This window comes from Nocardia altamirensis NBRC 108246 (genome assembly GCF_001612685.1).
In the GTDB taxonomy this organism is placed as follows: Bacteria; Actinomycetota; Actinomycetes; order Mycobacteriales; family Mycobacteriaceae; genus Nocardia; species Nocardia altamirensis.
Window position 1 is genome coordinate 60,003 of sequence record NZ_BDAY01000054.1, and the last position, 13,300, is coordinate 73,302.

General features: G+C 65.5%; 20 protein-coding genes. 17 read left to right on the forward strand and 3 right to left on the reverse strand.

Going from position 1 to position 13,300, the window contains the following annotated elements; genetic code table 11:
* Positions 1 to 64: 64 nt before the first annotated feature.
* Together NA11_RS27345 and NA11_RS46175 are read right to left on the reverse strand one after the other, a co-directional pair.
* Positions 65 to 580: a DUF6932 family protein gene (locus NA11_RS27345; RefSeq protein WP_141717873.1), complete on the reverse strand. Its 516-nt coding sequence runs from the start codon at positions 578 to 580 to the stop codon at positions 65 to 67.
* Between the two features lie 50 nt (positions 581 to 630).
* On the reverse strand, positions 631 to 1,152 hold the full coding sequence (locus NA11_RS46175; RefSeq protein WP_069164883.1) for an HAD family hydrolase: 522 nt from the start codon (positions 1,150 to 1,152) through the stop codon (positions 631 to 633).
* Positions 1,153 to 1,431: 279 nt separating this feature from the next.
* Here NA11_RS46175 and NA11_RS44165 point away from each other — a divergent pair, with 279 nt between their 5' ends.
* The 16 genes from NA11_RS44165 to NA11_RS27410 all read left to right on the forward strand — a co-directional run bounded on the left by NA11_RS44165 (position 1,432) and on the right by NA11_RS27410 (position 11,187).
* Positions 1,432 to 1,686, forward strand: a complete 255-nt coding sequence (locus NA11_RS44165) for a helix-turn-helix domain-containing protein (RefSeq protein ID WP_084655112.1) — start codon at positions 1,432 to 1,434, stop codon at positions 1,684 to 1,686.
* On the forward strand, positions 1,683 to 1,976 hold the full coding sequence (locus NA11_RS27355) for a helix-turn-helix domain-containing protein (protein WP_069164884.1): 294 nt from the start codon (positions 1,683 to 1,685) through the stop codon (positions 1,974 to 1,976). Before NA11_RS44165 ends, NA11_RS27355 begins: the two co-directional genes overlap by 4 nt.
* Positions 1,977 to 2,114: 138 nt before the next feature.
* Positions 2,115 to 2,282, forward strand: a complete 168-nt coding sequence (locus NA11_RS45860) for a hypothetical protein (RefSeq protein WP_167837744.1) — start codon at positions 2,115 to 2,117, stop codon at positions 2,280 to 2,282.
* Positions 2,279 to 2,671, forward strand: coding sequence for a hypothetical protein (locus tag NA11_RS27360; protein WP_069164885.1), 393 nt, complete (start codon positions 2,279 to 2,281; stop codon positions 2,669 to 2,671). The genes NA11_RS45860 and NA11_RS27360 overlap by 4 nt, the downstream gene beginning before the upstream one ends.
* A complete protein-coding gene (locus NA11_RS27365; protein WP_084655113.1) occupies positions 2,668 to 2,952 on the forward strand; it encodes a WhiB family transcriptional regulator in 285 nt (94 codons plus the stop codon). The genes NA11_RS27360 and NA11_RS27365 overlap by 4 nt, the downstream gene beginning before the upstream one ends.
* On the forward strand, positions 2,949 to 3,893 hold the full coding sequence (locus NA11_RS27370; RefSeq protein WP_245746207.1) for a PD-(D/E)XK nuclease-like domain-containing protein: 945 nt from the start codon (positions 2,949 to 2,951) through the stop codon (positions 3,891 to 3,893). Before NA11_RS27365 ends, NA11_RS27370 begins: the two co-directional genes overlap by 4 nt.
* On the forward strand, positions 3,890 to 4,801 hold the full coding sequence (locus NA11_RS27375) for a hypothetical protein (protein WP_069164887.1): 912 nt from the start codon (positions 3,890 to 3,892) through the stop codon (positions 4,799 to 4,801). Before NA11_RS27370 ends, NA11_RS27375 begins: the two co-directional genes overlap by 4 nt.
* Positions 4,798 to 5,511 (forward strand): hypothetical protein, encoded by a 714-nt coding sequence (locus NA11_RS27380; RefSeq protein WP_069164888.1) that lies wholly within the window; start codon positions 4,798 to 4,800, stop codon positions 5,509 to 5,511. Before NA11_RS27375 ends, NA11_RS27380 begins: the two co-directional genes overlap by 4 nt.
* A complete protein-coding gene (locus NA11_RS27385) occupies positions 5,508 to 6,875 on the forward strand; it encodes a DNA cytosine methyltransferase (protein ID WP_069164889.1) in 1,368 nt (455 codons plus the stop codon). Before NA11_RS27380 ends, NA11_RS27385 begins: the two co-directional genes overlap by 4 nt.
* A complete protein-coding gene (locus tag NA11_RS45865; RefSeq protein ID WP_167837745.1) occupies positions 6,872 to 7,027 on the forward strand; it encodes a hypothetical protein in 156 nt (51 codons plus the stop codon). Before NA11_RS27385 ends, NA11_RS45865 begins: the two co-directional genes overlap by 4 nt.
* A 144-nt stretch (positions 7,028 to 7,171) precedes the next feature.
* Complete coding sequence (locus NA11_RS27390; protein WP_069164890.1) at positions 7,172 to 7,525, forward strand: helix-turn-helix domain-containing protein; 354 nt, start codon at positions 7,172 to 7,174, stop codon at positions 7,523 to 7,525.
* Positions 7,526 to 7,802: 277 nt separating this feature from the next.
* On the forward strand, positions 7,803 to 8,075 hold the full coding sequence (locus tag NA11_RS45035; RefSeq protein WP_141717874.1) for a hypothetical protein: 273 nt from the start codon (positions 7,803 to 7,805) through the stop codon (positions 8,073 to 8,075).
* A 45-nt stretch (positions 8,076 to 8,120) separates the two neighbouring features.
* Positions 8,121 to 8,948 (forward strand): phage antirepressor N-terminal domain-containing protein, encoded by an 828-nt coding sequence (locus tag NA11_RS27395; RefSeq protein WP_069164891.1) that lies wholly within the window; start codon positions 8,121 to 8,123, stop codon positions 8,946 to 8,948.
* Positions 8,949 to 9,006: 58 nt separating this feature from the next.
* A complete protein-coding gene (locus NA11_RS27400; RefSeq protein ID WP_069164892.1) occupies positions 9,007 to 10,092 on the forward strand; it encodes a DNA-methyltransferase in 1,086 nt (361 codons plus the stop codon).
* Positions 10,079 to 10,807, forward strand: coding sequence for a hypothetical protein (locus tag NA11_RS27405; protein ID WP_069164893.1), 729 nt, complete (start codon positions 10,079 to 10,081; stop codon positions 10,805 to 10,807). Before NA11_RS27400 ends, NA11_RS27405 begins: the two co-directional genes overlap by 14 nt.
* Entirely contained in the window at positions 10,804 to 11,187 is a 384-nt protein-coding gene (locus tag NA11_RS27410; protein ID WP_069164894.1) for a hypothetical protein, read from the forward strand. Before NA11_RS27405 ends, NA11_RS27410 begins: the two co-directional genes overlap by 4 nt.
* A 147-nt stretch (positions 11,188 to 11,334) precedes the next feature.
* Here the strand turns inward: NA11_RS27410 and NA11_RS27415 are convergent, their stop codons facing one another.
* Entirely contained in the window at positions 11,335 to 12,120 is a 786-nt protein-coding gene (locus NA11_RS27415) for a hypothetical protein (protein WP_069164895.1), read from the reverse strand.
* A 361-nt stretch (positions 12,121 to 12,481) separates the two neighbouring features.
* On the opposite strand from NA11_RS27415, the gene NA11_RS27420 reads away from it, so the two are divergent.
* The gene (locus NA11_RS27420; RefSeq protein ID WP_069164896.1) at positions 12,482 to 13,234 is read left to right on the forward strand and encodes an HD domain-containing protein; all 753 of its coding nucleotides are present in this window, start codon (positions 12,482 to 12,484) and stop codon (positions 13,232 to 13,234) included.
* Positions 13,235 to 13,300: the final 66 nt, after the last annotated feature.

Sequence of the window (13,300 nt, forward strand, 5' to 3'; positions counted from 1 at the left end):
CGTAGCAACTCCTCGGTAAATCCTTCGCCTTGATGGTGTTTCAAAGCCAGACGAAACGGATTGCTTACCACCAGACCTCCACGAACCCCCGGTGCCGAGGCGTGGCGTCCACGCCCGCGCACGACCCTTGTAGCCACGCCTGCTGACTGATGTGGCTGCCCAGGAATGCGGCAATGTGGTCGCCGACCGGATGGACGACGTCAAGATAGGGATTGGTCCGCGCGTCACCGACGACGATGACGTCGCGCATCGTGAACAACTTTCGCATCCTGCTGCGCCCCTCCCGATTCAGCAGTTCCAATTCAGCCAGGTTCGCTGGGAACACCGTCAAGGTGAGTGCCGGCCCGTGAGCAGCGTGAGGTTCGCCGTCGCGGGTCACGAAGCAACCGTCGAGCCGCATCCACCCCGAACTCATGAATTCCCGAATTTGGCCGAAATATGCCTGCAGTGCGTAGAAGACCACTTGGCGAGCATCGCGATGCTCAGCATCGGCGACGAGTCGCTCGTGCACCTCGTCCAATGTCGCAGGCCAGCATCCGGACGGAAGGAACCCCTCGACAGTCCAGTCCGGTAAACCCATGCGTTTCCCCCTCCCCTTGAACGCGCGGCCCTCGTGGGCGCGTTGAACGTTCAGCCCTTTTGGGTGCGCTCCCCCTCGCTCGTCGTCTCGATAACCTGCCGACCGCCATCGAGCAGGTCTTCGATCCACGGGCTCGGCTGGTACTCGCCGCCGACGTCCGTTGTCTGAGACCGAGTTTGGCCACGCTGCCCCACTCCGACAATAGGGCCTAGATCACCAGTGGTTCGCTGCCCTGCCGTAGCGTCACCGGCCGCCAACTCCGTCGCTACCTGGGCAATCAATAGGCAATCCTGCTGCGATAGTCCTCGGAGGCGCTGGCAGATTTCGGTCGCATCGGGGTACACGCTGCGGTACCCCGAGTCGACCAACGCGGCGTCGAGCACCCGCCAATACGGGAAGCCCGCCTCCTCGGCGATCCCTTCCAGGATCCGCTTGTCCGGGAGTTGCCGCATCTCGCGCCGCTTCCAGGTGTAGAGGGTTTGCGGGGTGCTGCCGATACGTCTGGCGAACTCTGCTTCCTTGACGCCGTAGCGGTCCAGGTGCCGCTGGATGAGCTTGCGTAACTCGCTCATTGATCGCCTCCGATCCGAATGTCCATGTGGTGCCGGACATCCCGTTCCACTGTTCCCGCCACCCTCGCCACGCCGAGAGGGTGTGCCCGTTCGTCCACCAGATCGTACGGCTACGGGCCCGCAGAATACGCAGGCTGCGCGATATCTTGCAACTGGAGACACGCGAGATTGTCCACCAGCTGCGCGTGAAAAGATCAATACCTCTTTGAAATCCGGTCCTCTACCTGGCAGTATCGGTCGCATTCGAACACAGTTTCACCACGGGGCGGAAGGATCACGATGCGGTTGACATCAGGAGAAACTCTTCGGGCATTGATGCATCAGCGCGGCCACACGATGGACTCTCTCAGTCAGGTAGCCGGATGTTCACGCAGCTTCATCGGCCAGCTCTGCACGGGAGACAAGCCGAGCTGTTCGGCCGAGCTGGCGGCGCGCATCGTGGAGGCTCTCGAGGTGCCGATAGAACTGCTTTTTGTTCCCGCCAAACGCGCAGTCAGCGATATTTCTACGCGCACGTTGCGCGGTGTCGCATGAGTGTGGAGGCCGAAGAGGTCGACCGTAGGCGCATGGCGTCGCCGATCGAGCAGACCTTCGAGGTATTGGAGGGCGCGGCCATCCTCAAGCAGACCGAAAGCTGGTACCTGGCCAAGCTGCGCAGCGGCGAGTTACCCGGCCACAAGGCTGGACGCCGCTGGTATCTGACTCAATCCGATATCACCAAAGCCCAAGAGCTCACCGCCCGGCGCGGGTATGCCGTGACGCCCAATGCTGCCGGGTTCGCCCCGCGCAGGCGTCGTCGTTCGAGCAACCGCGCTCGCGGCTGACGCCCCTCTCAGACTCCCTCGCGCGGCCCGCCGACGACCGCTCGAGGGCGCACGCCCCGGAAGGGAGGCCACAGGTGCACCTCAACACCTGCCCTTCCGGGACGTGCATCCCTATCGAAATGCGTTCCAGGAGAACATATGTCGAACAACGACAGCCGCACAGACGGCAGGCACCGGCCCGATATCCCGCATGCGCGCTCCGTGGAGGACATCCGAGACCGGCTGCGCCGCGAACAGCCCGCCACCGACGACCCACAGACGGCGACCTCCGAGGACCAGTACAGCGACGGGGGGTCGGCGGCATGAGCGCCAACGAGGATCTGCTGCAGGCCGCCGACCTGCTGGAAGCGGCCACTATCGGATCGGTGCGGTTGGCGCTGGCGCAATCCCCGCACGGCCCGCGCGGTGGCCGCGCGGTCGAGGAGAATCTCGCGGCCGTCGCCGGTGTGCTCGATCGCCACCGCCACCTGCAGGAAGCGTCGATGACCATCGCGTTGGTCAACGCGATCTATGAATCTCAAGCCGCCAAACAAGAACTCACCACTGCAGCCAGTGTCCCCGGCGATGCCGGAGACGTCGCGCCGATGGCCGAGCAGGTCGCGCGTATCGCACGCGGGCTGCTGGTAAATCCGGCCGGTACACCGTTGCATCAGCTCGGGCAGGATCTCGCTGCCATCGCTGAGGAGCATGTGTGAGTTACGAGTGGCGGGATCGGGCCGCTTGTCGCAGCACATACCCGGAGGTGTTCTTCCCCATCTCCCGCACCCAGCCCGGTCGCCGACCCATCCCGGCCGACCGGGTCACCCCACGGCGAATCTGCACCAGTTGCCTGGTCGGGCTGGACTGCGCGCGTCTCGGGCTCACCGCGCTCGACAAGGGGTGGCGTCACGGCATCTATGCCGGAGTCGACCTCGAAGAACGCGGCGCCCGTCAGGCGCTGCTTGCGGTGATCGAGAAACATTCGGTGACAACGTGATCCCTGTATCGGTAGACCTGGCGATTCCCGAACGGCTCGCGGTGACCGGGCAAGTTGTCGAGGTTATGGCTGCTGTGCACCAGCAGTCACTGGCCGGACACATCCCGCCCGCACTCCCGGACGCGCCTGGGTTGTATGCCGGGATCCCTGACAGCCTCTACCACTCCGACACGTCGTCGCTGTCGTCATCGGGGGCGCGCACCCTGGTGATGCGCTCGCCCAGGGAGTTCCGCTACGCGCAGCTGCACGCCCCTGCGGCCAAGCCGGAGTTCGATTTCGGTCATGCCGCGCACCGGTACGTGCTCGGCGTCGGTGCCGACATCGCGGTCATCGATAAACCGGACTGGAAAACCGGCGAGGCGCAACGCCGCCGCCGTGAGGCGCACTCCGCGGGCTTGATCCCGCTGCTGGCCCACGAGGATGCACAGGCACAGCAGATGGCGCGCAAGGTGCGCGAGCATCCGGTCACCGGCCCGCTGTTCGAGGTCGGGCAGGCCGAGCTGTCGGGATGGTGGCGTGATCCCGAGACCGGGGCGATGCTGCGGCTGCGCACCGACTGGCTCACCGAGATCAACGGCCGCCTGGTCGTCGTGGACTACAAGACCTCCAAGGACTCCGGACACCGGGCATTCGCCTCCGCCGCAGCCTCGTTCGGCTACTACATGCAACACCCGTTCTATATCGAGGGCCTGCGCGCCCTCGGCATCGACGACCACCCCGCGTTCCTGTTCGTCACCCAATCCAAGACCCCGCCCTATCTCGTGACCGTGTGCGAGCTGCCCGCCGAGGATGTCGCACTCGGGCACGCGTTGAACCGGCACGCGATCCGCCTGTTCGCGGCATGCCAGGCCAGCGGCGAATGGGGCGACGACAGCGACCGCATCCACACCGTCGCGTTACCCGCCTGGGTGCGCTACCAAGCCGAGGAGATCCTGTCGTGACCGCACCCGTGCGTTACCAACCGTTGGCCGCCGCGCCTACCGCCCGCGCCGAGATCGGACAGGCGACCGCGGTCGAACAGTCCCGCGCGGTTGCCGAGGTCCAGGCGGCGGTGTTCGTCGCTCAGCAGCGGCCGAGGAACAAGTCCGTCGCGGTCGAGGAGATGCGGGATGCGACCGCGCAGATGGCGGTCGCCCAGAAGGCGTACTTCCGCTATCGACGCGGCACCGAGCAGGTCACCGGTGCCTCGATCCACCTCGCCCGCGAACTCGCGCGGTGCTGGGGAAATATCGACTACGGCGTGAAGGAGTTGCGCCGCGACGACGACAAGGGCGAGTCGGAAATGCTCGCCTACGCCTGGGATCTGCAAACCAACTCCCGCAGCGCGACCACGTTCATCGTCCCCCACATCCGCGACACCAAACAGGGAGCCCGCAAGCTCACCGAAACCCGTGATATTTACGAGAACAACGCCAACGCGGGCGCGCGACGGCTGCGAGAAATGATCTTCAACGTCATGCCGTCGTGGTTCACCGAAGAAGCCAAAACCAACTGCGACACCACCCTCGAAAACGGCGGCGGCCAGCCACTCACCCAGCGAATCGCCAACGCCATCAAGGGATTCGAAGCGATCGGCGTGACCCGCGCCCAGCTCGACGACAAGATCGGTCGCCCATCCAACGACTGGAACGGCCACGACGTCGGCCAGCTCTCCACCATCTACCAGTCCATCAAACGCGGAGAGACCTCCATCGATGACGAATTCCCTACTCCCGCTCAGACACAGCTGACCGCCGAGGAGATCAGCAAGGCCGGACGCCGACGCAAGACCGAAAAAGCACCGGAGACAACTGATCTGGCAGTCGCATCGGCCGAACCGCCTGCCGAGGGTCCGGATGGTGAGCAGTGAGGGCCAGTGTCACGCTCGGCACGGCCGATCTACGCGCCGCGCTCAACGCTGTCCGGGTGCACGCCAGCACCACGTCGGATTCGGACTGGCATGCCATCCGCTTAGCCGTCGACGACCAGAACGTCACCGTGACCGCGGGCGACCGGTTCACTCTCGGTCTTTCCATCGTCTCGGTCGTCGACCACGACCGGCAGGGCCCGTATGTCTTCGAGTTGCTGCCCGATGACGTGGCCAAAGTGCTCGGCATCTTCACCGCGGGCAAGGAATCACCGGCCTCGGACGCCCCCGAATATCTGGTGCGCATCGACACCGACGACGAATCGGTCACCGTCGTGGACTGCTCGGGCATGCTCGACGGCCGCGCCCTCAAGGTGCCGCGCCTGCCGACCAGCACCACACTGAACGCGGTGCCGCGCATCATCATCCGTGCCCACTCGACCGGCTTAGTACTGCTGGAAGATCTCGTGTTTCAAGGCGAGTACGTGGCGCGGTTCAAGGCCGCAGCCACCGCCTACCGCGAAACCCTCACCTTCGAAGCCCACGAGGGCACCAAAGGGCTGCTCGTGCGATGCGGCGAATCATTCCTCGGTGCACTCATGCCGATCACAGTGCTCCCCGAGCACGCCGCCCGCATCGGCGAATGGCGCGACGGATGGGACCGCAGACTGCCCGCCATCCTCGCCGCAGTCGACGCGGACGGTGCCACATGACCAGCCTCACCAGCTCTGCGAGCGAGATTCGCATCGGGTCGCTGTTCTCCGGCTCGGGCACCCTCGACCTGGCCGCCCTGCAGGTCTTTCCTGGATCACGGCTGGCCTGGCATGCCGACAACGATCCGGCTGCCGGACGCGTGCTTGCCCGGCACTGGCCAGATGTATCCAATCTCGGTGACGTCACCGAGATCGACTGGCGCACCGTCGAACCCGTCGACGTAATCTGCGGCGGCTTTCCCTGCCAGGACGTTTCCCTCGCTGGCCGCCGCGCCGGACTGGGTGAGGGAACCAGATCCGGGCTCTGGTCACACATGGCAGCGGCGATCGTGGCACTCGATCCCCGCTACGTGCTCATCGAGAACGTGGAAGGACTACTGAGTGCCTACGCCGTACGCGGAATGGAATCCGCGCCGGATGCTCTGGGAGGGCATCGCCATCGACCTACTGTCCGGGCTGCCGGTGCCGTACTCGGCGCGCTGGCCACGCTCGGGTTCGATGCAGAGTGGACGAGCCTACGAGCGTCCGACGTTGGAGGATGCCACCGACGTCGGCGCGTCTTCATCCTCGCCTACTCAGCCGACTCCCACCGCCGGCGACCACAAAGGACAGGCCGACCCACCCGGGCATACCCGACGGGGGCGGCCCCGCGCCGACGGCGACGACTCGCCGCCGGACACGGTGACCCGGACCTGAGCCTGCTGCCCACCCCGTCGGTCGCCGACGCGACCGGCGGACACGTCACTCGTTCCGGTGCCCGCGCCGACGAGCTCCTGCTCGGCGGACTCGCTCGCGCGCACGCCGACGGAGCCCTGCTGCCGACACCTCGCGCCAGCGACGGCACGAAAGGCTCACCGAACCAACGAGGTTCGGGCGGTGACCTCATGCTGCCCTCTGCGGTGTATGCGCTTGCCAGCGACTCACACGGCACCGGTGGCCTGGACCTGCGCACCGTCATACGAGACGTATCCGCCGAACTACTACCCACCCCGACCGCCTCCGACGGCACGGGCGGCGGCCAGCACCCCGACCAACGAGAAGGCCACACCCGCCAGCTCATCGACTACGCCCTCGCCTACGGCTCTCCACGCTGGGGCGCCTACCAGTACGCCGTCACCCGCCAGGAACGGCTGACCCGCCCTGCACCGTCCCCGACTGAACCGAATAAGAACGGAAAACCAAGGCTCTCAGCGGCGTTCGCTGAATGGATGATGATGATGCCCCCAGGCTGGATTACCGATCCGGAGATCGGGCTCTCCCGCATCGAGCAGCTCCGCATCATCGGCAACGCCGTCGTCACCCCGTGCGCGGTCGCCGCATACCGGCATCTGATGGCGCGCGACCCGATAGGGGTGAGCGCATGACGGAGTTGCGGTACGCCGACGGCACCCGCGTCTGCGACCACGATGTGGAATTGCTGGCCCGCGCATTCGGTTTCGCTTCGGCCCGCGCCTGGTTCCGGTATCACCACGCCGCCGAGGAACGCCGGCGCCAACGACGTCCGCAGGCGCCATGACCAACCCGACCGCAGCGGACTCCGCCACCGAACCCTTGTGGGCTCGGCCCACAGACCGCCGAGCCGCGCCGCAAGCCGCACGGGACCGGATCAGCACACACAGAAGGTGGTGGGTGCCTCGTGGAACCAACCACGGCAACGACAATGGTGCACCAGCTGAAACCGGTCGACACGTTCGAATGGCAGCGCATCGTGCGGCGCATCCAGATACCCAGCAGCGCAAAGTATCTCGGATTGATGATGACGACCTACGCCAATGCCGACGGCTCTCACATCCTTCCCGGCGTCGAGCGTCTGGCGCGGGTGATGTGTGTGTCGGAGCCGACGGTGAAACGCAACCTGGCGCTGCTGCGCAATGCCGGGCTGATCGAGCGCACGAAGCAGGGCAACCGGCACGCCGCCCAGGCCGACGAGTACCGGCTCACGATGCCGTCGAACGTCTGCGATCTGGCGATGCTCGACCCGGACGAACACTCCACGTCTGGGAATCACCGGTGATCCCTGGATGTGGTTGCCCCAGCACAACTCTGAGGATCATCGGCGATACCCGGAGTTATCCACAGGCCGCAAGTCTGGGGATCGCTGGTGATCCCTGTACGGGGGTCACCGGAAAAAGTCTGGGGATCATTTCGAGCAAGTCTGGGGATCATTTCGAGCAAGTCTGGGGATCACCGGTGATACGCCACCAACCCATACCAACCATTACCAACCTAACCCGCGTGGCTGATTCACCAACGGAACTCACGACTGCCCGCGCGAAGCTGGGGATGAATTCATGACCCTCGATCGCAGCAACGGATCCCGCGACAACGGCCACGACCATGACGCGCGGTGCCGCCGGGGATGGCTCGGCCACGACAAGGACTACCGGCCCATCCCGTGCCCGGTCTGCCGCCCCTGGACCGCCGCACGCTCGGTGGTCAACGACTTCGCTGCCCGAGCACCGAGCCGACGCGCACAAGCCGCCATCGACGCCCAGACCGCTCGCAGAACCTCCGACCTCGAGGCACCAACCGGAGCTGGCGTGCCTGCGCCGCCTCCACCCTGACCCGGCACCCGTCTTCGATCCCGCTGTCCGTCCAAGGAGCCGAGCATGATTTCCAACCACCTCGACCTCACCACCGACACTGCTGCACTCGCCCGCATTCCCGTTCCGGGCGCGGGCGACCCGCTGCTGGCCACCCTGCTCGAGGGCAAGCCGTTCGCCGCGCTCCGGCCGATGTGCGACGCGTTGGGAATCGCGTTCTCCTCCCAACTGCAGAAGCTTCGAACCAAGTCGTGGGCAGTCGTGTTGATGAGCAACACGACTGGAAGCGACGGCAAGATCTACGAAATGGCGATGATCGACCGCCGCACGCTGACGATGTGGCTGGCCACCATCGACGAGAATCGTGTGGGCGAGGCCGCCAGAGCGATCGTGCGCGCCTACCAAACCGAGGCCGCTGACGCCCTCGACGCGTACTTCCATGACGGCGGCGCGATCAACCCGAACGCGACGATCGACCAACTCGACCAACTCGTCGGGCGCGCGACCGCGCAAGCGAAACTGATCGCCGCATTCCACGGAATCATCGACCCCAAGCATCTGGAAGCAAAGGCGCGGATCGTCCTGGCCCGCGGCCTCGGCGAAGCACCGGAGATCACACCCCAGGACGTCCCCCTCTACGTCAGTGACTACCTCAAGTCCCGGGGCCTGGCCTCGGACATGATCGCGGCCAAGGCATCCGGGTTCGGCAAGCGGCTCAAGGGCCTCTACGTCGCCGAGCACGGTGACCCGCCGAACAAGGCGTTCCAGGAGCTGCCCAACGGCACGGTGCGTGAGGTCTTCGCCTACACCGAGGCCGACCGGGCGCTGTTCGATCAGGTCTGGAACCGCCACTACGAGGGCGTGACCCGCGCAACCGGGAGTTCCGTGGCATGACATCGAAACGTTTTGTGGCGGAACGATTCCCGCCCGACCGCTCCAAGGCGGTGGTCATATGACTGTGTATTACTCCGACGACACCGTCACACTGCACCTGGGTGACGCACTCGCCGTTGCACGCGAAATGCCCAGCGGTTCAGTGGATTGCGTTGTCACCTCGCCGCCGTATTACGGGTTGAGAGATTACGGGGTGCCCGGCCAGTACGGTGCCGAAGCGTCGGCGTCGGATTATGTCGAGAAGATGCGTGAGCTGTTTGTCGAGGTCCGGCGTGTGCTGGCCGACGACGGGACACTCTGGCTCAACCTCGGCGATTCCTACAGTGCCGGCGGCCAAGGCGGCAATCGCGGCGGAAACCTCACCGGCGGAACCCATCTCGACATGGTGCCGAGACCGACACGGGCAGCCGAGCTTGCGCCGAAGAATTTGATGGGCATCCCGTGGCGGGTAGCGCTGGCGCTGCAGAGCAGCGGCTGGATTCTTCGGAATGCCGTGGTGTGGCACAAGAACAATGCCATGCCCGAAAGCGTCACCGACCGGCTGTCCTCACGCTACGAGATGGTGTTCATGCTGACCAAGCAGCAGAGGTATTGGTTTGATCTCGACGCCATTCGCCAGCCCTACACCGGCGAGCGAGACATCTCCCAGCGGTCGCGGACCGGGCGCACCACCAAACCGAACAGTGTCGCGACACCGTGGGGCGTGCAGACGAACATGGTCGCCGACGGCGCTCGCCACGGCGCCGCTCATACCGCTGGCCGCAATCCCGGCGACGTCTGGGAACAGCCGACCCAGCCGTTCGCCGAGGCGCATTTCGCAGTGATGTCCCTCGGCATCGCCGAGCGGTGCATCCAAGCTGGATGCCCACCTCGCCGCTGCCGCATCTGCAGACAACCGCCAACCCGAAACCGGTCTCGCGCTGATGATCACCCTCCGGACTGGACCGACTGCGGCCACGACGACTACCGGATCGGGGTCGTGCTGGATCCGTTCTCCGGCAGCGGCACAACAGGATTGGCTGCCCACCGCCACGGCCGCGCCTACACCGGCATAGACCTGAACAGCGACTATCTCGACCTATCGCTACGCACCCGACTCCGCCAAGGCGTACTCGACCTCGGAGCAGCCCGTGAACCATCATGACGAATCGCTCCACGAATGCCGCCAAGGCGCCCGCTGCAAGTCCCGAATCCGCGACGACGACGGTCGCTGGCATGGCAAGGGTGTCGAACGTCCCGACACCCTCTGCCGGGTGTGCGAGGAGGCCGCGTTCGGGGCGATCCGCCCCCTCTACGACGACTGGCTGCTACTCGAAGCCGCGAAACTCCTGCCGCCGACCAAGGATCGAGCACCGAAGGTCACTCACTCGACGCTGTACTCGATCCCGATCCGCCTCGACATCGATACCGTCCAATCCGCGATAGAGGACGAAACCCTCGCCTGGGCAATCACCATCACTCGCGGCGATCCACTACCGACTCCACGCCAGGAATGCGTCCAGAAATGCGTGTCGATCCTGGCCACCAACCTCGGCACCTTGGTCGACTTGCCACGTCGGTGGCGGTGGCGGATGACCCCACTCGCCGACGGCGGTGACGAACTCATCCACATCGGCCTCGATGGTGTCGACGCCGTCCTCGGCCTCGCCGATCTACACCGCCGCGCCCGAGTAGTCCTCGGCCTCAACGAAACCCGCATCTGGCTGCCGGACCCCTGTCACGTCTGCGGCATCAAGGCCCTGACTTCCTCCGCCGACCAGGAGACCGTGACGTGCCAGTCCTGCCGCGCCGTGTGGGCCAAGGAAGAATTCGCCCGACTCAACGGCGTCGGCGTCCTCGACACGGAACGAGCATCATGACCAACGACCCGTGGCCGTTCCCCGGCGACACAGCGCTGCAGCGCGCCCGCAAGATCGCGGGGTCCTACCGGGCAGCTCTGCGTCAGGTTGCCCCGGAGCGGTGCGCCGAACTCGACCGCCGCGCCGTAGAACTCGGCCAAGACTGGGTCGCGCCGGTCGAACTGCCAGCACATCTGGTCGAGCATGCGCTCGACGCCGAACTATCGGCCGCCGACATCGAGCACTTTTGGCGCATTCCGGCCTCGACCATCCGTACCTGGGTGCAGCGCGGACTCATCAACAGCCGTCCGGGAGCCGACGGCTCGCCGCGCTACCTCGTTCGGGACGTCCTGGCCAGGCAGTCACGACGCCGAGGCTGGAAAGCCCGCGACGCTTCATGACCTCGGACGCCGACGAACGGAAACTGGTCGCTCAGCTGCATAGGCGCGCCTCGGCGGGGTGCGCCATCGCGCCGCACTTCCGCGCTGATACTGGGCGGCAGTGGTGAACAGTTCCTCATCCCTGACGATGTTGGATCAGGTTCTCGCTCAACCGATGTGGATCGATTGTGGTGGCAGAGGCCAGCTCGGGACACCTGGATCGCGTCGGCCGTGGAGCGGGACGGCATCGTCGTCGTGCAGGGCGTAAAACAGGCGACGGTCTTTGGTCCGCTTTTCGTCGACATCGATCCGGCATGTGACGTCATCTGACCGAATCCAGTCGTAGTTCGGCCACCCCTGCTCCCAAGTGTCGTGGTGGACGAACTTGACCTGCGTGACCTCGTCGCGCGCCGGGCTCAGCGCGATCCGCAGTGGCGGGGTGTCGACGTCCGCGCATCCGTACGCCAGCCCCACATAGGGGACAGCGTCATCCAGTCGCGACACGACCGGAGCCTTCGCGCCGTAGACGGTTCGCATGGCGTCCGCGGCAACGGTGGCGAGCCTGGCGAGTTCCGGAGTGGGCTCGGCACGCAGGTGTATGCCGTGCACGGTCGCGACCACGTCTGTGTAGTTCAGATAGACCGTCGGGAATTCGCGCAGGGCGTCCTCCACTGCCTGCACGAGTGCGCTGTCGCTGCCCGCGGGGGTGTCGACCGACAGCCGATCCAGCCACGCCAGAGTCAGATGCTGCGCCGTATTCGGGATGGGACGCACGATCGATTCCCACTGTGGGTGCCATTCATCCAGAGGGCGTTCGGGAGGTTTGGCCCCCGGCGCCTTGTAGCCCTGGGCGAACAGCCAGTCGGCGACTCCCCAGTTGCAGCGCATCGGTGTCACGAGGAGATGCGGGCGAGCTCCCTCTGGCGTCCAGATCTTCGCCGCGAAGTCGCGCATGCCATCTCCTCCTGCGGTCAGCCCTGAGCACCCTGCCCGCATTCTGTCAGAGCTGCCCGGTGTCGGCGGTCGATCGCCGAAGCGCTCTGCTGGCGGGTGGGCAACAGCCGCAGGAAAAGCGGCGCTTGACATCCACCGCGCGTCTCAGGGACGCTGGTCCCAAGTGGTACACCTGTACCCAGACGACCCCGATCCGTCCCCTTCGGATCGGGGTCGTCGCCGTTCGGGCCGAACGCGCGCGTGGCGCGGTGCCCGTCATACCACTCTCTGCACCAGGCGCCGCTGAAGCCCACACACGTTGCGGTCCAGCTGTTCTCGCCTGCGTGTGCTCTCCCGTCGCTTCCAATGAGAGGAGCACGTCATGGGCGCACCCGCGGATATGGATTGGGAATGGGCCAGACGGACCGGCGGCAACTTGTCACCACGTCAACGTGGCCAGCTGACCCTGCGGCTGCTCGGATCGATTCCCAGCCTGCTCTCGGATCAGCTGCGGCTTCGGCTCGGCATCCGTGGCTCGGCACGCTTGGACCTCGACAACATCCAGTTACCCGACACCCGGCTCGCTCGCGAGGTCGAAGTGATTGCACGGGCGGAGCTTTCACCGCACATGCTCGAGCATTCCTTCAGGACCTATTTCCTCGGCCGGGTTCTGGCAGCCGTTGATGGCGTGGCTTTCGATGACGAGCTGGTCTACGTCTGTTCGTTGCTGCACGACATAAGCTTCGAAACCCCAACGCCTGGGCGGTGTTTCGCCGTGGTCAGCGCAGAGCGAGCGGTCTTGATCGCCGAAGACAATGGCGCGCTACCCGAACGGGCGAGTGCGATCGGTGCGGGCATCGCCGCACATATCACCGCAGGCGCGCAAGACAACCTGGCCGACCCCGGCGGATTCGTCGGAGCGGGAGCCGGAGCAGACCTGTACGGACTGCGCCTGTCACAGATCGACCCGGCCTGGGTAGCCGACCTCCTACGTCGTCATCCACGCCGAGGTTTCAAAGCCCTTGTCGCCGAGGGTGTCCGACGTGAAGCTGCGGCCGTGCCGCAGGGCCGGACAGCTCTTATGGCGTCGTGGGGACTCGAACGGCTGATCCATCTCGCGCCGTTCGCCGAATAGATGACCAACATCGAGAGGACTCGACATGCCTTTGTTCATTCAGTGGATCCTGTTTCTGAATTCTTT

Coding starts and splice junctions, on each gene's coding strand:
- NA11_RS27345 (WP_141717873.1), bottom strand. CDS start 580: ATGGGTTTACCGGACTGGACTGTCGAGGGGTTCCTTCCGTCCGGATGC.
- NA11_RS46175 (WP_069164883.1), bottom strand. CDS start 1,152: ATGAGCGAGTTACGCAAGCTCATCCAGCGGCACCTGGACCGCTACGGC.
- NA11_RS44165 (WP_084655112.1), top strand. CDS start 1,432: ATGCGGTTGACATCAGGAGAAACTCTTCGGGCATTGATGCATCAGCGC.
- NA11_RS27355 (WP_069164884.1), top strand. CDS start 1,683: ATGAGTGTGGAGGCCGAAGAGGTCGACCGTAGGCGCATGGCGTCGCCG.
- NA11_RS45860 (WP_167837744.1), top strand. CDS start 2,115: ATGTCGAACAACGACAGCCGCACAGACGGCAGGCACCGGCCCGATATC.
- NA11_RS27360 (WP_069164885.1), top strand. CDS start 2,279: ATGAGCGCCAACGAGGATCTGCTGCAGGCCGCCGACCTGCTGGAAGCG.
- NA11_RS27385 (WP_069164889.1), top strand. CDS start 5,508: ATGACCAGCCTCACCAGCTCTGCGAGCGAGATTCGCATCGGGTCGCTG.
- NA11_RS45865 (WP_167837745.1), top strand. CDS start 6,872: ATGACGGAGTTGCGGTACGCCGACGGCACCCGCGTCTGCGACCACGAT.
- NA11_RS27390 (WP_069164890.1), top strand. CDS start 7,172: ATGGTGCACCAGCTGAAACCGGTCGACACGTTCGAATGGCAGCGCATC.
- NA11_RS45035 (WP_141717874.1), top strand. CDS start 7,803: ATGACCCTCGATCGCAGCAACGGATCCCGCGACAACGGCCACGACCAT.
- NA11_RS27395 (WP_069164891.1), top strand. CDS start 8,121: ATGATTTCCAACCACCTCGACCTCACCACCGACACTGCTGCACTCGCC.
- NA11_RS27400 (WP_069164892.1), top strand. CDS start 9,007: ATGACTGTGTATTACTCCGACGACACCGTCACACTGCACCTGGGTGAC.
- NA11_RS27410 (WP_069164894.1), top strand. CDS start 10,804: ATGACCAACGACCCGTGGCCGTTCCCCGGCGACACAGCGCTGCAGCGC.
- NA11_RS27415 (WP_069164895.1), bottom strand. CDS start 12,120: ATGCGCGACTTCGCGGCGAAGATCTGGACGCCAGAGGGAGCTCGCCCG.
- NA11_RS27420 (WP_069164896.1), top strand. CDS start 12,482: ATGGGCGCACCCGCGGATATGGATTGGGAATGGGCCAGACGGACCGGC.